Origin of the sequence: Bradyrhizobium sp. NBAIM03 (assembly GCF_020194055.1) — a bacterium.
GTDB classification, from domain to species: domain Bacteria; phylum Pseudomonadota; class Alphaproteobacteria; order Rhizobiales; family Xanthobacteraceae; genus Bradyrhizobium; species Bradyrhizobium yuanmingense.
Genome location: NZ_JADYVS010000005.1, coordinates 271,636 through 288,624, shown reverse-complemented (window position 1 = coordinate 288,624; position 16,989 = coordinate 271,636). Strand labels below are relative to the sequence as shown.

15 protein-coding genes are annotated in these 16,989 nt (G+C 64.9%); 9 read left to right on the top strand and 6 right to left on the bottom strand.

The features are described from left to right. Window positions 1-129 precede the first annotated feature (129 nt). From cpaB to I6F21_RS10100, 7 genes are read left to right on the top strand one after another with little or no spacing between them, the layout of a single operon-like run. Entirely contained in the window at window positions 130-927 is a 798-nt protein-coding gene (gene cpaB, locus I6F21_RS10130; protein WP_036021604.1) for a Flp pilus assembly protein CpaB, read from the top strand. After that, entirely contained in the window at window positions 924-2,414 is a 1,491-nt protein-coding gene (locus I6F21_RS10125) for a type II and III secretion system protein family protein (protein WP_085971991.1), read from the top strand. Before cpaB ends, I6F21_RS10125 begins: the two co-directional genes overlap by 4 nt. 20 nt (window positions 2,415-2,434) lie before the next feature. Next, on the top strand, window positions 2,435-3,169 hold the full coding sequence (locus tag I6F21_RS10120) for a CpaD family pilus assembly protein (protein WP_035998073.1): 735 nt from the start codon (window positions 2,435-2,437) through the stop codon (window positions 3,167-3,169). Beyond that, entirely contained in the window at window positions 3,166-4,434 is a 1,269-nt protein-coding gene (locus tag I6F21_RS10115) for an AAA family ATPase (RefSeq protein WP_035998070.1), read from the top strand. The genes I6F21_RS10120 and I6F21_RS10115 overlap by 4 nt, the downstream gene beginning before the upstream one ends. Window positions 4,435-4,455: 21 nt before the next feature. Next, window positions 4,456-5,925 carry a CpaF family protein gene (locus I6F21_RS10110; protein ID WP_036036829.1) on the top strand — a complete coding sequence of 490 codons (1,470 nt, stop codon included), beginning with the start codon at window positions 4,456-4,458 and terminating at the stop codon, window positions 5,923-5,925. A 16-nt stretch (window positions 5,926-5,941) separates the two neighbouring features. Continuing rightward, on the top strand, window positions 5,942-6,919 hold the full coding sequence (locus I6F21_RS10105; protein ID WP_057028159.1) for a type II secretion system F family protein: 978 nt from the start codon (window positions 5,942-5,944) through the stop codon (window positions 6,917-6,919). A gap of 9 nt (window positions 6,920-6,928) precedes the next feature. Beyond that, window positions 6,929-7,903 (top strand): type II secretion system F family protein, encoded by a 975-nt coding sequence (locus tag I6F21_RS10100; protein WP_036021591.1) that lies wholly within the window; start codon window positions 6,929-6,931, stop codon window positions 7,901-7,903. Window positions 7,904-7,951: 48 nt separating this feature from the next. On the opposite strand, the gene I6F21_RS10095 is transcribed toward I6F21_RS10100, so the two are convergent. The 3 genes from I6F21_RS10095 to I6F21_RS10085 form a co-directional block, all read right to left on the bottom strand. Continuing rightward, the gene (locus I6F21_RS10095; protein WP_036021589.1) at window positions 7,952-8,779 is read right to left on the bottom strand and encodes a tetratricopeptide repeat protein; all 828 of its coding nucleotides are present in this window, start codon (window positions 8,777-8,779) and stop codon (window positions 7,952-7,954) included. Window positions 8,780-8,875: 96 nt separating this feature from the next. After that, window positions 8,876-10,381 carry a metallophosphoesterase gene (locus tag I6F21_RS10090; RefSeq protein ID WP_225183116.1) on the bottom strand — a complete coding sequence of 502 codons (1,506 nt, stop codon included), beginning with the start codon at window positions 10,379-10,381 and terminating at the stop codon, window positions 8,876-8,878. Between the two features lie 123 nt (window positions 10,382-10,504). Further along, entirely contained in the window at window positions 10,505-10,798 is a 294-nt protein-coding gene (locus tag I6F21_RS10085) for a hypothetical protein (protein ID WP_225183115.1), read from the bottom strand. 32 nt (window positions 10,799-10,830) lie between these two features. Here I6F21_RS10085 and I6F21_RS10080 point away from each other — a divergent pair, with 32 nt between their 5' ends. Both I6F21_RS10080 and I6F21_RS10075 read left to right on the top strand, forming a co-directional pair. Then, entirely contained in the window at window positions 10,831-12,204 is a 1,374-nt protein-coding gene (locus tag I6F21_RS10080) for a leucyl aminopeptidase family protein (protein WP_225126425.1), read from the top strand. Continuing rightward, entirely contained in the window at window positions 12,197-13,051 is an 855-nt protein-coding gene (locus I6F21_RS10075; RefSeq protein WP_225141059.1) for a C40 family peptidase, read from the top strand. Before I6F21_RS10080 ends, I6F21_RS10075 begins: the two co-directional genes overlap by 8 nt. Before the next feature lie 7 nt (window positions 13,052-13,058). On the opposite strand, the gene I6F21_RS10070 is transcribed toward I6F21_RS10075, so the two are convergent. The 3 genes from I6F21_RS10070 to I6F21_RS10060 are packed head-to-tail and all read right to left on the bottom strand — an operon-like array spanning window position 13,059 to window position 16,988. Next, a complete protein-coding gene (locus tag I6F21_RS10070) occupies window positions 13,059-14,696 on the bottom strand; it encodes an ABC transporter ATP-binding protein (RefSeq protein ID WP_036021581.1) in 1,638 nt (545 codons plus the stop codon). A gap of 4 nt (window positions 14,697-14,700) precedes the next feature. Then, entirely contained in the window at window positions 14,701-15,879 is a 1,179-nt protein-coding gene (locus tag I6F21_RS10065) for an ABC transporter permease (protein WP_036021579.1), read from the bottom strand. Further along, on the bottom strand, window positions 15,879-16,988 hold the full coding sequence (locus I6F21_RS10060) for a microcin C ABC transporter permease YejB (RefSeq protein ID WP_035998032.1): 1,110 nt from the start codon (window positions 16,986-16,988) through the stop codon (window positions 15,879-15,881). The genes I6F21_RS10065 and I6F21_RS10060 overlap by 1 nt, the downstream gene beginning before the upstream one ends. Window position 16,989: the final 1 nt, after the last annotated feature.

Here is a 16,989-nt window from a genome sequence, read left to right as displayed (position 1 = left end):
ACGCTCCGGGTAAACCCGGCGTTAAGGCGATTTAGATACGCCTCATTAACCATGCTTTGACGAATAGCTGGTCAACTGCCGATCACGGCGGCGGCAGCGTCGCGGCGTATTGTTGGAAAGTTGAAGCGTATGAATAGGGCACGCATTGTCGTCCTGACGGTCGCCATCTGCGCCGGCGGCGTCGCCGCGTACCTGGCGAGCGGCTCCGACAATTCTGCGCCGCCTCCGGTTCCGGTCGCGCAGCTGCCGACCGTCGACGTCCTTGTGGCCAAGAACGATATCGGCCTCGGCCAGACCGTGAAGCCCGAAGACGTGCAATGGCAGACCTGGCCGACCGCGACCGCCAGCGCCACCTTCATCCGACGCAACGAGCGCCCCGACGGTGCGACCCAGGTGACCGGCTCGATCGCGCGCGCGCCCTTCATCCAGGGTGAGCCGATCCGCGACCAGAAGCTGGTCAAGGCCGAAGGTTCCGGCTTCATGGCGGCAATCCTGCCCACCGGCATGCGGGCGATCTCGACCGAGATCTCGCCGGAGACCGGCGCGGGCGGCTTCATCCTGCCCAACGACCGCGTCGACGTCCTGCTCACCCGCCGGCTCAAGAACCCGGATCAGAGCAGCGGCGCTCCCGACATCGTCACCTCCGAGATCATCCTGGCCAATATCCGGGTCCTGGCCATCGACCAGGCACCCAAGGAGAAGGACGGGCAGAACGCGGTGATCGGCAAGACCGTCACCCTCGAGCTCAATCCCGCGCAGACCGCAACGCTCTCCGCGGCTCGTCAGAGCGGCACGCTGTCGCTGGCGCTGCGCAGCATCGTCGACGTCAAGATGAGCGAGATCACGCTCGATGACTCCGCGCAGAAGCGCGACGGTGTCTCGATCATTCGCTACGGCATTCCAAGTCAGACGGCTAAGGCACGATGAAGACAGTCGACATCAAATACAGGGCAGATTCGGCGACGATGCGGACCTCACTGGTCCGCGCCCTGTCGTTTTCGGCCGCCCTCGCGCTGGCGCTCAACCCGGCGATCGCCCCGGCGGTCGCCGCCGATTACCGCCCTGTGCCGCAGGCCGCGGCGGACGGCCAGATCAACGCGCGTTTCCTCTCGCTCGGCATCGGCAAGTCGGTCGTGATCGACCTGCCGCGCGACATCAAGGACGTGCTGGTCGCCGATCCCAAGATCGCCAATGCGGTGGTCCGCTCCGCACAGCGCGCCTATATCATCGGCGCCGCGGTCGGCCAGACCAATATCGTGTTCTTCGATTCCGCCGGGCAGCAGATCGCGGCCTACGACATCGCGGTGAAGCGCGACCTCAACGGCGTGCGGGCCGCACTGAAGCAGGTTCTGCCCAACTCAGACATCCAGATCGACGGCCTGGGCGACGGTATCGTCCTGTCCGGCACGGCCGCCAACCCTATGGAAGCGCAACAGGCCAACGAGCTCGCTGCGCGCCTGGCCGGCGGCGTCGACAAGGTGGTGAACTCGATCGTGGTGCGCGGCCGCGACCAAGTCATGCTCAAGGTGACCGTTGCCGAAGTCGCGCGTACGATCGTCAAGCAGCTCGGTATCGACCTCACCGCCAACCTCAACTACGGCACATCGGTGGTGAGCTTCAGCAACTCCAACCCGTTCACGGCCCTCGGCCGTAATCTGGTGGATGGCAACAATCTCACTGCGAGTTTCGGCGCGACGCCTTCGGTGCAGGCGACCCTGCGTGCGATGGAGAGCGCGGGCGTGATCAGGACGCTGGCCGAGCCGAACCTGACCGCGATCTCCGGAGAGTCCGCCACCTTCCTCGCCGGCGGCGAATTTCCGGTGCCTGCAGGTTATTCGTGCGATCCCGTCACGCGCGTCTGTACCACTCAGATCAGCTTCAAGAAGTTCGGCATCTCACTCAACTTTACGCCTGTGGTCCTGAGCGAAGGCAAGATCAGCTTGCGGGTGATGACCGAGGTCTCCGAACTGTCCAATGAGAATGCGATCACGCTGTCGCAGGCAGTGACCTCGAACACGGTCAACTCGCTGACGGTACCCTCAATCAAGACACGCCGCGCAGAGACTTCGCTGGAAATTCCGTCCGGCGGCGCGATGGCGATGGCCGGCCTGATCCAGCAGCAGACCAAGCAAGCTGTCAACGGAATGCCGGGGCTGATGCAGCTCCCGATCCTCGGCACGCTGTTCCGCAGCCGCGACTTCGTCAACAATGCAACCGAGTTGGTCGTGATCGTGACGCCCTATGTGGTCCGCGCGGTGGCGCCGAAAGACCTGTCGCGGCCGGATGACGGCTTCGCCCCGCCTGCGGATCCGCAGGCGCAGCTGATCGGCAATATCAACCGGATCTACGGCGTGCCGGGCCGGACCGAAGCGGCCAAGAACTACCGCGGCACCTACGGCTTCATTACCGACTGAGGCGGAACGGGGATTTCACGATGATCACGAGACCACCCCAGCTTCGCAAGCGCGCCATCAGCCTCGGTGGCGCGCTCATCGGCCTCGCGCTCGCGGTCGGGGGCTGCCAGCACGACGAAGTCCTCACGGCGTCCATTCCCGACGACTACAAGCAGCGCCATCCGATCGCGGTCGAGGAGCAGAATCGCTCGATCGTCGTCTTCGTGGGTCATGCCCGCGGCGGATTAACCGCGGCCCAACGCGCTGACGTGATGGGCGTGGCATCGGCGTGGTTGCAAGAAGGCACCGGCGCGATTCGCATCGACGTGCCCTCCAATACGCCCAATGCTCGCCCGGTCGCCGATACGATGCGTGAGATCCAGGCGATGCTGGCGGCGGCAGGCGTTCCGCCGCGCGGCGTCAGCCTTCACCCCTACCAGCCGCAAGACAAGCGCTTCCTCCCCCCGATCCGGCTCACCTATTCCAGGATTGCCGCAGTCGCCGGTCCCTGCGGCCTGTGGCCGGAAGACATCGGACCCTCGATGAAGAACAAGCGCTGGTTCGAGAACAAGGACTACTACAATTACGGCTGCGCTTATCAGCGCAACCTCGCGGCCATGGTCGACAATCCGTCGGATCTTGAGCAGCCGCGGCCCGAAACTCCGTCATACACGCCGCGGCGCATCACCGGGTTCGAGAAGTATCGCAAGGGAACGACGACGGCGACCACCTATCCCGAGGCCGACAGGGCCAAACTCAGCGACACCGGCAAATGATCAGTTACGCGCGCCAGACACACGAAGAGCAGCCGGCAGCAGCTCCTCCGCCGGTCGAGGAGCATATTGCGCCCGCGCCGCGCGTCTCGGTTCAGGCCTTCTGCGAAACCGTGGAGACGGCCGCCGCGGTGCAGTCGGCCGGCGAGGATCGCCGTCTCGGCAAGGCTCACCTGAAGATCCAGATGGGCGGCATGGCGGCCGCGATCGAAGCCTACCGCTCGGCTCCCACGCCGAACGTGATCGTGCTCGAGAGCGACGGTCGCAACGACCTGCTGGGCGGACTCGACCAGCTCGCCACTGTCTGCGATGCCGGCACCCGCGTGGTGGTGATCGGCCGCATCAACGACGTCACGCTCTATCGCGAGCTGGTGCGCCGCGGCGTCAGCGATTACGTGCTCGCGCCAGTCGGCGCGATCGACGTCGTACGCTCGATCTGCAACCTGTTCTCGGCCCCCGAAGCCAAGGCAGTCGGCCGCATCATCGCCGTGGTCGGAGCCAAGGGTGGCGTCGGGGCTTCGACAATCTCGCACAACGTCGCGTGGGCGATCGCGCGAGACCTCGCGATGGACGCCGTCGTCGCCGATCTCGACCTCGCCTTCGGCACGGCCGGGCTCGACTACAACCAGGATCCGCCGCAGGGTATCGCCGACGCCGTGTTCTCGCCTGACCGCGTCGACACCGCGTTCATCGACCGCCTGCTGTCGAAATGCACCGACCATCTCAGCCTGCTGGCGGCGCCTGCGACGCTCGACCGGGTCTATGATTTCGGCACTGACGCTTTCGATGCCGTATTCGACACGCTGCGCTCCACCATGCCCTGCATCGTGCTCGACGTTCCGCATCAATGGTCGGGCTGGACCAAGCGCGCCTTGATCGGGGCGGACGACATCCTGATCGTGGCCGCCCCGGACCTCGCCAATCTGCGCAATACCAAGAACCTGTTCGATCTATTGAAGGCCGCCCGCCCCAATGACCGGCCGCCGCTCTACTGCCTGAACCAGGTCGGCGTGCCGAAACGGCCCGAGATCGCCGCCGCGGAGTTCGCCAAGGCAATCGAGAGCCAGCCGGTCGTCTCGATCCCGTTCGAACCGCAGATCTTCGGCTCGGCGGCCAACAACGGCCAGATGATCGCGGAGATCTCCGCCAACCACAAGTCGATCGAGATGTTCCTGCAGATCGCCCAGCGCCTGACCGGCCGCAGCGAGACCAAGAAGCAAAAGTCGTCCCTGCTTTCACCTCTGATTGAGAAGTTGCGGGGAAGATAAGCCGCCGCATGGAGTTGTTAAGTGTTCGGTAAGCGTAGCGGAACAGACACCGACCTTCGGGCGCCCAAGCCCGGCGCCGTGTCGCTCGAGCCTGCCCCGGCTCAGGCGCCGACGGTGTCGCGCGCTCCGCCTCCGCCGGCCGTCGCCTCGCCGCCGCTTGCGCCCGCCAAGGCTCCGCCGCCTCCGACCATGGAGAGCCGGCGTTCGGACAATTATTACGAGGTCAAGGCGACCATCTTCGGCGCGCTGATCGAGGCCATCGACCTCGCCCAGCTCGCCAAGCTCGATTCGGAGTCCGCGCGCGAGGAAATCCGCGACATCGTCAACGAGATCATCGCGATCAAGAACATCGTGATGTCGATCGCCGAGCAGGAGGAGCTGCTCGACGACATCTGCAACGACGTCCTCGGTTACGGCCCGCTCGAGCCGCTATTGTCGCGCGACGACATCGCCGACATCATGGTCAATGGCGCCAACACCGTCTACATTGAGGTCGGCGGCAAGATCCAGCGTACCGGCATCCGCTTCCGCGACAACCAGCAGCTTCTCAATATCTGCCAGCGCATCGTCAGCCAGGTCGGCCGACGCGTCGACGAATCCTCGCCGATCTGCGACGCGCGCCTCGCCGACGGCTCCCGTGTCAACGCCATCGTGCCGCCGCTGTCGATCGACGGCCCCGCGCTCACCATCCGCAAATTCAAGAAAGACAAGCTGACGCTGGATCAGCTCGTCAAGTTCGGCGCGATCACGCCGGAAGGCGCCGAGATCCTTCAGATCATCGGCCGCGTCCGCTGCAACGTGCTGATTTCCGGCGGTACCGGCTCGGGCAAGACGACCCTGCTCAACTGCCTCACCAACTACATCGAGCACGACGAGCGCGTCATCACCTGCGAGGACGCCGCCGAGCTCCAGCTGCAGCAGCCTCACGTGGTGCGGCTGGAAACCCGTCCGCCCAACATCGAGGGCGAGGGCCAGGTCACGATGCGCGAATTGGTGCGCAACTGCCTGCGTATGCGTCCCGAACGCATCATCGTCGGCGAGGTCCGCGGACCCGAAGCCTTCGACCTGCTGCAGGCCATGAACACCGGCCATGACGGCTCGATGGGCACGCTGCACGCCAACAACCCGCGCGAGGCGCTGTCGCGCTGCGAATCCATGATCACGATGGGCGGCTTTTCCCTTCCGTCGCGAACAATTCGCGAGATGATCTGCGCCTCGATCGACGTCATCATCCAGGCCGCGCGCCTGCGCGACGGCTCCCGCCGCATCACCCACATCACCGAGGTGATGGGCATGGAAGGCGACACCATCATCACCCAGGACATCTTCCTCTACGACATGGTCGGCGAGGACGCCAACGGCAAGATCATCGGCCGGCACCGCTCAACCGGCATCGGCCGTCCGAAGTTCTGGGAACGCGCCCGTTATTACGGCGAGGAGAAGCGCCTCGCCGCGGCGCTCGACGCGGCGGAAGTCGCGCCGAAGACGTGAGCAGATTGGCAGCGCCATGAACATGCAGGTCCTCGCCCTCGCCTTCCTCGCCACCGCAGCAGTTGGTGGCATCGCCTGGGTATTCCTCTATCCGGTGCTGTCTGGGGAGCGAAAGGCGGAAAGCCGCCGTGCCTCGGTCGCGCGCGCCGAAGCGCCCACGGCCCGGCAGGCCGAGAAAACCCAGCGCTCTCGCCGCGAGCAGGTCGAGTCCACGCTGAAGGACCTCGAGGCGCGGCGCGCCCAGGAGAAGAGCGCTCCGCTCAGCGTCCGCCTGTCGCAGGCCGGGCTCGACTGGACGCCCCAGAAGTTCTGGACCGTATCCGCCGTGGTGGCCGGCGTTTTTTTCGCGGCCGCTATGTTCGCGGGCGGCGGCCTGATCGGCGCCGCCGGTCTTGCCTTTGCCGGCGGCTTCGGCCTGCCGCGCTGGGCACTCGGCTTCCTCAAGAAGCGTCGCGAAACCAAGTTCCTGGCTGCACTGCCCGACGCGGTCGACGTGATCGTCCGCGGCATCAAGGCAGGCCTGCCCTTGTTCGAATCGATCAAGGTCGTAGCCGCCGATTCGCCCGAGCCGCTGCGCAGCGAGTTTCTGGCCATCATCGAGACGCAGGCGATCGGCATGCCGCTGGGCGAAGCCTGCGCGCGGCTCTACGAGCGCATGCCGCTGCCGGAAGCCAATTTCTTCGGAATCGTGGTGTCGATCCAGCAGAAATCGGGCGGCAACCTCTCCGAAGCGCTCGGTAACCTCTCCAAGGTGCTGCGCGACCGCAAGAAGATGAAGGAAAAGATCCAGGCGATGTCGATGGAAGCCAAGGCCTCGGCCGGCATCATCGGCTCGCTGCCGCCGATCGTGATGTTCCTGGTCTATCTCACGACGCCGCAATACATCTCGGTGCTTTGGACTCATCCCACCGGCCAGCTGATGCTGGTCGGCTGCGTCGTCTGGATGTCGATCGGCATCCTGGTGATGAAGAAGATGATCAACTTCGATTTCTGACGGTGTCGCATGGTCGAATTCCTCGTCTCGAAACTGCACGACGTCCGTTTCATGACCATGCTGCTCGCGGCCATCGCCGCGAGCGCCACCGTCTATACGCTGGTGATGCCGTTGTTCGCCGGCGAGGGCCTCTCCAAGCGCATGAAGGCGGTGGCGAGCGAGCGTGAACGCATCCGGCAGCGCGAGCGTGAGCGTCTCAACAAGAGCGAGAAGGTTTCGCTGCGCCAGACGCCGAAGCAACTCGTCTCCAAGGTGGTTGAGGACTTCAACCTGACCAAATGGCTCGCGCAGGAGGCTGCGCGGGACAAGCTCATCATGGCGGGTTACCGCGGCCAGGCGCCCTACATCACCTTCCTGTTTGCCCGCATGGTCGCCCCGATCGTGTTCTTGATCGGCTCGGCCCTCTACGTGTTCGTGATCGGAAACATGCAACAGGCGATGCCGATCAAGATCGGCATCTGTATCGGCGCCGCCTATCTCGGCCTCCAGGCGCCGATGCTGTTCCTCAGGAATGCGATCTCCAAGCGCCAGCTCTCGATCAAGCGTGCGTTTCCCGACGCGCTCGATTTGCTCCTGATCTGCATCGAATCGGGCATGTCGGTCGAGATGGCATTCCGGAAAGTTGCGACCGAGATCGTGGGCCAGTCGATCGCGCTGTCGGAGGAGTTCACCCTGACCACGGCCGAGCTGTCCTACCTGCAGGATCGCAAGGTCGCCTATGAGAACCTGGCACGGCGCACCGGGCTCGAGGGCGTCAAGTCGGTGTGTCTGGCGCTGCAACAGGCGGAACGATACGGCACTCCGCTCGGCCATTCCCTGCGCGTCATGGCGCAGGAAAATCGCGACATGCGCATGAACGAGGCCGAGAAGAAGGCGGCCGCGCTGCCGCCGAAGCTCACGGTGCCGATGATCCTGTTTTTCCTGCCTGTGCTGTTCGTGGTCATTCTCGGACCCACCGCCATCAAGGTCACCGAGATGCAATGAGCCGGGCTGGACCGTACGGTCCGCCACCAAGGCCAGGAAGTCAGATGATCAGCCGGGCTGGCTCAGCGAAGCGACCGGCGTCCGCTTCGGCGCGCCGCGCGGGGCCTCGCTACGGCTCAGCATCTCCTTGAGATAGGCGACATTGGCCGCAGCTTGGTCCGGCGGCAGGTCCGCCTTGACGATGGTCTCCGCCTCCGCGAAGCGGCCCTGCAGGCCGACGACCAGGCCGAGGTTCTGCCGGACCCGGGCGCTGGCCCGCGGCGAGGCATGCGCCTGCCGCAGCGCCTCTTCCGCCTTCGGCAGCTCTTTCGACAGCATGTAGGACAGGCCGAGGTTGGAGAGCACGCCGGGATCACCCGGTGCGATCTTGAGCGCGCTCGCGTAATAGGATCGCGCCTCCTCATGACGGCCCATCTGGTCGAGCGCGGTGCCCTGCACGGAGAGCAGGCGCCAGTCCGGATTGTCGGGCGAATGCGCCTTCGACAGCACGTCGAAGGCCTGCTGGAAATTGCCGTTGTCGGCGAGTGCGCGGCCGTACTGGGCAAGCAGCGCCTTGTTGCCGGGGTTGGCGATGGTCGCCTGCTCGAGCACGGCGGCGGCCTGGGCGCGCTGGCCGTTGGCGCGCAAGGCCTGTCCATAGGCGAGCGCGGCGTCGGCGTCTTTGGGATTGGCGCGGTAGCGCTCGCCATAGGCTTCGACCGCACGCGCCGGATCGGTGGGCGCGCGATCGGCGGAGGCCGCGTCCGCCCGGGGGCCGACCGAGCCCGTCACCTCCGAGAGTTTCGACATCGCCGTGCAGCCGCCGAGGCTCATCGCCACCGTCGCGACCAGCGACGTCGAAGCAAGTAGCCGGGTAAGCCTGATCCGTTGACGCATGACGCTTTGACTCTCGAGCTGCTCGATCGAGCCGAACGTGTCAGCAGTAGAATGTTAACCCTAACGGCCGGTTAACAGCGCTCAGACGCGCTTCTCTCACGCCGGCGATGGTTGCGGCGGCGCTTTGCCGCCGAGGCCGAGATCGGGGCCGAGCGCCTGCACCTGCTGATCCAGCTCCAGCAGCAGTTGCAGCCTCTGCCGCCCCCGCCGCTGAACGTCGACACCTTCAGAAGGCAGCCGAGGCACCTGACGCAGGAAGTCGTTACAATTGATCAGGCCTCTCCCGTAGAGCTCATCGAGCTGAGCGCGATCGATGCCGAGCACGTCAGCGGATTGCTCGATCAATCGGCCGAGCAACGTCTTCACCGCGGCGAGCGCGTCGCTGTCGAATCCCGGCCGGGATCTCGCGGTCTTACGCTCGAGCTCCGCCCAGGCATGGGCCGAGACCATGTAGGTGTAGAGCGCTATCGCCCAGTTCGGCTCCGCCTCATCGTAAAAGCTGCCACGCATGAACAGCCGGCGGACGATCGCCGCGACCTGGTCGCGTTTCAGTGTGCGGGACGAGGCCGCCTCGATCGCCGACTGGACGGCCGGGTCGCGGGAAAAATCCCGCCCCGCCGGCAGCCTGATGACGCCGCCCGGCAGGTTGGAATCGAGCGGCCTGAAGGCCGCATCGTTGCGGAGCCTCGTATAGCGGGTGATCGCGAAGCGGTGCTCGTTGCGGCCGGCATGGGACGCGGGGCCGAAATGGACGAGGTTGAAACCGGCATCGTCGCCGGCTTGCCCGGTCGAGGACGGACAGGAGAGCACGTAGATCGTGCGCCAGAACGCCTCACCGCTCTCGCTCGACGTCGCACGCGGATCGGGGATGGAATAGCGGGTCAGCCCCTCGACATGGCGATGACCGTGCAGAACCAGATCGACATTGAGCGAGGTGGCGGCCTCGAGGAAGGTCGCGGGTGCGGCGAGATACATCAGCGGCTCGTCCGGCATGCCTAGAAAGCGCTTTCCTTCGCCGGTGGCCTGCGGCAGTGGGTGATGGTGCAGGGCCAGCACACGCACCAGATTTTCCGCCGGCTCGGCGTAGTCGACGCGCCCGGCCGAACCGATGCTTCCCGCGACCTCGGTGCTCAGCCGGGCGGAATCGGCGACCATCGCCTTGTAAGCGCTCTCGTCGATCTTGCCGCTCGCGAGCGCCTTCAAGTTGGCGCGATTGGAATCGAGCAGCACCAGGTCGAGGCCTGCCTGACGGTAATAGACATTCTTCGCCGTCCGCGGCAGGTGCAGGTAATCGTAGGCGTCGTGACGGCCCGCACGCTGGCTCGGCCGCTTGACGTCGTGATTGCCTGCCACGGCTTGGATGTCGGTGAATAGCCCCGTCTGCCGGAAGCATGCGATGACGGCGAGCGCCTCGTCGAGCGCGCGCGGCGTTGGGTCGTCCACCAGATCGCCCGTGATCAGCAGGATGCGATCGGGAACATTCGCGGCAGCCGCCATCTTCTCGCAAATCGCGGCCCTGAGCGTCTCGATGGCCGGAAGCAGCCGGCCCGACCCGTCCAGATGCAGGTCGGAAATCTGCGCAACAACGAACGATCTATCCATTTTGCGCCGCTCATCTGCATATGCTGCGCCGCCCAAACAACGAGAAAAATGCTTCGACGAGCAGATTCAGCCGTATCGACCAACCTGGGCAGGCACCATGCCGCCGCGTGTCTGCGTTCGGGTTCATGCAGAACAAGCGACACAATCTAAAATGTTCGTCGATAATGCCACAACCGAAGCGCTAGTAAAGCCCTGCGGCCGTGGCGTTGCGAACGGCAGCTCTCGGCGTGAGATACGAGATTTGTCCGCGGACGGTTTCGTCGCGCCCGTTCGATACTCGATGGCAAGCCGCTCGCGGATCTCGTCGAGCGCATCGAACCGCATGCCCACCTTGCGGCGAGTAGCGGCTCGCTGAACGGTGACGGCAAAGCCGATTGCAGCGGCGGCCAAACTCTGCGAAGTCTCGTCCGTTCGCATGACTCGCCTGAACTGACGATCCGGACCCGCCAATGCCTTCTGTCTTCGAGACGTCATCCACCGCCACCCCGATCACCTTCGTCACCAAATCGAGCTGGGATCAGGTCGCGGAGACGCTGCCGCCGGCGCAACGTCAGTTCGCGCGTGCCAGCGCCTTCGCCGCCAAGCCGGGCAGCTATCTGGCGCTGCCCGCGACCGACGGCACCATTGCTCAGGTGCTGTTCGGGCTCGAGGAAGAGGATGCAAGATCGCGCGACCTGTTTCGGCCCGGCGCCCTGCCCGGCCTCTTGCCGCCCGGCACCTATCGGTTTGCCAATGCACCGCACGATGCGCGGCTGGCCGCGCTCGCCTTCGCACTGGGTTGCTACCGCTTTGCCCGCTACCGCAAGGCAGATCGCCCCGAGATCCGGCTGGTGCCGCCTGACAGTGTCGACGCGGCCGAGATCGAGCGGATTGCCGATGCGGCAATGCTCGCGCGCGACCTCATCAACACGCCGTCCAACGACATGGGCCCGGATGAGCTCGCCGCAGCCGCGCAAGCGCTCGCCGCCGAGTTCGGCGCGAGCTTTTCCTGCACCGTCGGCGAAGAGCTGGCAAAGAACTTTCCGCTGATCCACGCCGTCGGCATGGCCTCCAGCCGCGCGCCACGGCTGATCGACATCGTCTGGGGCGATCCTGATCATCCCAAGGTGACGCTGGTCGGCAAGGGCGTCTGTTTCGACACCGGCGGGCTCGACCTGAAGCCGTCGAGCGGCATGCTGATCATGAAGAAGGACATGGGCGGCGCCGCCAACGTGCTGGCGCTGGCGCGCATGGTGATGGATGCGAAGCTGAAGGTGCGGCTGCGCGTGCTGATCCCGGCGGTGGAGAACGCCGTCGCGGGCAATGCCTTCCGTCCGCTCGATATCTTCACCTCGCGCAAAGGGATCACCGTCGAGATCGGCAATACCGACGCCGAAGGCCGCCTCGTTCTCGCCGACGCGCTGGCGCTGGCCGACGAGGAGAAGCCCGATCTGCTGATCGACCTGGGCACGCTGACCGGCGCGGCCCGCGTCGCACTGGGGCCGGATCTGCCGCCCTTCTACACCCATGATGAGACGCTGGCTGCCGACCTCGCGCGCTGCGCGATGAGGGAGAACGATCCGTTGTGGCGCATGCCGCTGTGGCCGCCTTACGATGCCTGGCTGGACTCCAAGACCGCCACCATCACCAATGCACCCTCGGGCGGTTTCGCCGGCTCGATCACCTGCGCGCTGTTCCTGCAACGCTTCGTCGAGCACGCCAAGAGCTGGCTCCATGTTGACATCTATGGCTGGACGCCGTCGGCGAAGCCGGCGCGGCCCGAGGGCGGCGAATGCCAGGCCGCACGCGCCATCTACGCATTGCTGAGCGAGCGCTATGCCTGATCCAGGACACGACCCGAGGCTGACGCCGGCGCGGGGCGACCTTGCCGCCAAATATCTCGAAGGCAAGGTCGAGGCGCAGCGCTTCGTCGAGGGTGACGAGTTCGAGGTCGTCGAGCCGATCGCGCCCATGCGCGAGCAGCCGTCCTCCAACGCGACGTTGATGACCGAAGCGCTGCGCGGCGAACGCGTCACCATCTACGACCGCAACGGCGAGGGTTGGGCCTGGGGCCAGCTCAGTAGCGATGGCTATGTCGGCTGGCTCCCGGATGCGGCGCTCGCAAAGCCGTCGGCCGCCCCAACGCACGTGGTCGGCGCACTGCGGACGTTTGCGTTCCCCGGCCCCTCGATCAAGCTGCCGCCGGCCGACACGCTCGTGATGGGATCGAAGCTTGCCGTGGCGCGCGAGGACGGCAGCTTCGCCGTGACGCACGACGGCAGATATCTGCCGAGAACGCATCTCATCCCGCTCGATCATCGCGAGCCGGATTTGGTCGCGGTGGCCGAGCGCTTCGTCGGCACGCCCTATCTCTGGGGCGGCAAGAGCAGCTTTGGCATCGATTGCTCCGGCCTCGTCCAGGTCTCGCTGACATCAGCCGGGATCGGCTGCCCGCGCGACAGCGACATGCAGCTCGCCGGTCTCGGCCGCACGCTGGAGCCGCATGAGCGGAGCAGCTTGCAGCGCGGCGATCTGATCTTCTGGAAAGGTCATGTCGCCATCGTGCGCGACGCCACCACCATGGTTCACGCCAATGCGCATCACATGGCAACGGTGATCGAGCCGATCGAGCCGGCGATCGCGCGGATCAAGGCGGCTGGCAGCGAGGTCGTCGCGATCAAGCGGCTCTGACGGAGCGCTACGTCGCCACCGCCCCGTTCCCGGCCGTCTCCAGCCGGAACGCGGCCGCGAACAGCGCTCGGGTATAATCCGTCTTCGGATTCCTGAACAGCTCGGCCGCCTGCCCCTCCTCGACGACCTTGCCGCCGCGCATCACGATGAGGTGGCTGGCGAGCGAGGCGACGACGCGCAAATCGTGCGAAATGAACATGTAGGTGAGCTCGCGCTTGCGCTGAAGCTCGCGCAACAGATCGACCATCTGCGCCTGGAACAGCATGTCGAGCGCGCTGGTCGGCTCGTCCAGCACGACGAAATCAGGCTCCAGCACGATCGCGCGCGCGATCGAGATGCGCTGACGCTGGCCGCCGGAGAATTCGTGCGGATAGCGGAAGCGCGTCTCCGGATTGAGTCCGACATCCTCGAGTGCCTTGACCACGCGCGCCTCGCGTTCCTCGCGCGAGAGCGCCGGCTGATGCACGGACAGGCCCTCGGCGATGATGTCGGCGACCGACATGCGCGGTGAGAGCGAGCCGAACGGATCCTGAAACACGATCTGCATGTCGCGCCGGAAGGGACGCATCTCCTTGAAGCGCAGGCCCTGGATGTCGTTCCCTAAGAACACGATGCGTCCGTTCGAGGAGATCAGCCGCAGCAGCGCCAGCCCCAGCGTGGTCTTGCCCGAGCCGGATTCGCCGACGACGCCGAGCGTCTCGCCCTTGCGTACGGCGACACTGACCCCATCGACCGCCTTGATGTGACCGACCGTTTTGCGCATCAGGCCGCGCTTGATCGGGAACCAGACTTTTAGGTCATTGGCCGACATCACCACCGGCGCATTCGGCTGCGGCGGCGCCGGATCGGGCTTGGGCTCCGCCGCGAGCAGGTCGCGTGTATAGGGATGTTTCGGGGTCTTGAAGACCTGCTCGACCGGACCCTGCTCGACGATCACGCCCCCCTTCATGACACAGACGGTGTCGGCAATGCGGCGCACGATGCCGAGATCGTGGGTGATGAACAGCAGGCTCATGCCGAGCCGCGCGCGGATCTCGGCGAGCAGCGCCAGGATCTGCGCCTGCACGGTGACGTCGAGCGCCGTGGTCGGCTCGTCCGCGATCAGAAGGTCCGGCTCGTTGGCGAGCGCCATCGCGATCATCACACGCTGGCGCTGGCCGCCGGAGAGCTGGTGCGGATAGCTGTTCAGGCGCGTCTCTGGATCGGGAATGCCGACCTGGGTCAAGAGCTCCAGCGTGCGCTTGCGGGCCTGCGCATTGCTGGTCGGATTGTGCAGCTGGATGATCTCGCCGATCTGCGCCTCGATCGTGTGCAGCGGATTGAGCGAGGTCATCGGCTCCTGGAAGATGATGGAGATGTCGCTGCCCCTGATCTCCCGCATCTGCTGCTCGGACTGGTCGATCAACTCCTGGCCCTTGAAGCGGATGCTGCCGGAGGGATGGGAGGCATTCGGATACGGCAGCAGCTTCAGGATCGAGAGTGCGCTGACCGACTTGCCGGAGCCGGACTCGCCGACCAGCGCGACGCATTCGCCGCGCTTGATCTGGAACGAGACCTTGTCGACCGCAAGCGTGGTGGCGCCGCCCTGGTGAAAGGCCACCGAGAGGTCGCGAACGGCGAGCAGGGGCTGGTTGATCGCATCCATGGCCTTACCTGAACGTCTTGCGCGGGTCGAAGGCGTCGCGCACGGCTTCACCGATGAAGATCAACAGCGAGAGCATGATCGCGACCGAGAAGAAGCCGGAGAAGCCGAGCCACGGTGCCTGCACATTGGCCTTGGCCTGCGAGAGCAATTCGCCGAGCGAGGGCGATCCCGGTGGCAGGCCGAAGCCGAGGAAATCGAGCGCCGTCAGCGTCATCACCGAGCTCGAAACGATGAACGGCAGGAACGTCATGGTCGCGACCATCGCGTTAGGCAGCAGGTGGCGGAACATGATCAGAGGATTGGAGACGCCGAGCGCACGTGCCGCCTGGACGTATTCGAAATTGCGCCCGCGCAGGAATTCGGCCCGCACGAGGCCAACCAGCGAGACCCAGGAGAACAGCAGCAAGATGCCGAGTAGCACGAAGAAACCGGGCACCAGCACCGAGGACAGGATCAGGAGAAGATACAGCGATGGAATCGCGGTCCAGATCTCGATGAAACGCTGGAAGATCAGATCGACCCAACCGCCGAAATAGCCCTGCACCGCACCCGCCGCGATGCCGATGACCGACGAAACGATGGTGAGGCAAAGGCCGAACAGCACCGAGATGCGGAAGCCGTAGATCAGCCGCGCCACCACGTCGCGGCCCTGATCGTCGGTGCCGAGCCAATTGTATTCGAGATCGCGGCAGCTCTTCAGTCCCTTCTTCTCCACCACCGGCTTGCACTGCTTCTCCGTCAGCATCCAGGTCGGCGGCGACGGCGCCGGCGTCGGCAGATCGAGATTGTGGGTATCGTAGGAGTAACGGATCAGCGGCCAGACGATGCTGCCGCCCTTCTCCTTGATCAGCTTCTGCAAGTAGGGGTCACGATAGTCGGCCGCCGTCTCGAAATCGCCGCCGAACGTCGTCTCCGAATAGGTGACGAAAGCCGGCCAATAGAGACGGCCATCGAACTTGATCAGGAAGGGCCGATCGTTCGCGATCAGTTCGGCGAACAGCGAAATCACGAACAGGCCGATGAAGATCCAGAACGACCAGTAGCCGCGGTGGTTCGCCTTGAAGTTCTGCCACCGCCGCCGGTTAAGCGGCGATGGAGCGAACGGCTTGCGCGTGATCGGAACGGCATCGCCGAGCGGCGACTTCGCTGTGGTCTCAATCGGCGTCGGCGCGGTGATCGTCATCAGACCTCCCGCGCTTCGAAATCGATCCGGGGGTCGATCCACATATAGGTCAGGTCGGAGATCAGGTTGATCACGAGGCCGACCAGCGAGAAGATGTAGAGCGTGCCGAACACCACGGGATAATCGCGATTGAGCACGCTCTCGAAGCTGAGCAGTCCGAGCCCGTCCAGCGAGAAGATGGTCTCGATCAGCAGCGAGCCGGAAAAGAAGGCGTGGATGAAAGTGCCGGGGAAGCCGGCGATCACGATCAGCATCGCGTTGCGGAAGACGTGGCCATAGAGCACCCGGTTCTCGCTGCAGCCCTTGGCGCGGGCGGTCATGACGTATTGCTTGCGGATCTCATCCAGGAACGAATTCTTGGTCAGGAACGTCATGGTGGTGAAGGCACCTAGCCCCATGGCGATAAGTGGCAACGTCAGATGCCAGAAATAATCGATGATCTTCCAATACCAGGGAAACTGCGACCAGCCGTCCGAGGTCAGTCCGCGCAGCGGGAACCAGTTGAAGAAGGAGCCGCCGGCAAACAGGATGATGAGGAGAATGGCGAACAGAAAACCGGGGATGGCATAGCCGAGCACGAGCACCGTCGAGGTCCAGGTGTCGAACCGCGCCCCGTCGTTCACGGCCTTGCGAATGCCGAGCGGGATCGAGATCAGGTAGGTCAGAAGTGTTAGCCAGAGGCCAAGCGAGATCGAGACCGGCAGCTTTTCCTTGATGAGCTGCAGAACGCTGACGTCGCGAAAATAGCTCTTGCCGAAATCGAAGCGGGCGAAGTTCCACACCATCAGCAGGAAGCGTTCCGGCGCGGGCTTGTCGAAGCCGAACTGCACTTCCAGCTTCTTGATGAAATCGGGGTCGAGGCCCTGCGCGCCGCGATATTTCGAGTTGACGGAATCGCCGCCCGCACCGACCTGCCCCGGCGCGCGCTGCGCAAAATCGCTGCCGCCCGATATGCGCGAGGTGCCGCCGGTGTCGGCGCCCGAGAGCTGCGCGATCACGCGTTCAACCGGGCCGCCCGGCGCGAATTGCACCACGACGAAGGACACGAAGAGGATCCCAAGCAGGGTCGGAATCATTAGCAGGAGGCGGCGGGCGATATAGGCGCTCATG

Coding starts and splice junctions, on each gene's coding strand:
- I6F21_RS10090 (WP_225183116.1), bottom strand. CDS start 10,381: ATGGATAGATCGTTCGTTGTTGCGCAGATTTCCGACCTGCATCTGGAC.
- I6F21_RS10075 (WP_225141059.1), top strand. CDS start 12,197: ATGCCTGATCCAGGACACGACCCGAGGCTGACGCCGGCGCGGGGCGAC.
- cpaB (WP_036021604.1), top strand. CDS start 130: ATGAATAGGGCACGCATTGTCGTCCTGACGGTCGCCATCTGCGCCGGC.
- I6F21_RS10085 (WP_225183115.1), bottom strand. CDS start 10,798: ATGCGAACGGACGAGACTTCGCAGAGTTTGGCCGCCGCTGCAATCGGC.
- I6F21_RS10100 (WP_036021591.1), top strand. CDS start 6,929: ATGGTCGAATTCCTCGTCTCGAAACTGCACGACGTCCGTTTCATGACC.
- I6F21_RS10095 (WP_036021589.1), bottom strand. CDS start 8,779: ATGCGTCAACGGATCAGGCTTACCCGGCTACTTGCTTCGACGTCGCTG.
- I6F21_RS10105 (WP_057028159.1), top strand. CDS start 5,942: ATGAACATGCAGGTCCTCGCCCTCGCCTTCCTCGCCACCGCAGCAGTT.
- I6F21_RS10070 (WP_036021581.1), bottom strand. CDS start 14,696: ATGGATGCGATCAACCAGCCCCTGCTCGCCGTTCGCGACCTCTCGGTG.
- I6F21_RS10115 (WP_035998070.1), top strand. CDS start 3,166: ATGATCAGTTACGCGCGCCAGACACACGAAGAGCAGCCGGCAGCAGCT.
- I6F21_RS10125 (WP_085971991.1), top strand. CDS start 924: ATGAAGACAGTCGACATCAAATACAGGGCAGATTCGGCGACGATGCGG.
- I6F21_RS10065 (WP_036021579.1), bottom strand. CDS start 15,879: ATGACGATCACCGCGCCGACGCCGATTGAGACCACAGCGAAGTCGCCG.
- I6F21_RS10060 (WP_035998032.1), bottom strand. CDS start 16,988: ATGAGCGCCTATATCGCCCGCCGCCTCCTGCTAATGATTCCGACCCTG.
- I6F21_RS10120 (WP_035998073.1), top strand. CDS start 2,435: ATGATCACGAGACCACCCCAGCTTCGCAAGCGCGCCATCAGCCTCGGT.
- I6F21_RS10080 (WP_225126425.1), top strand. CDS start 10,831: ATGCCTTCTGTCTTCGAGACGTCATCCACCGCCACCCCGATCACCTTC.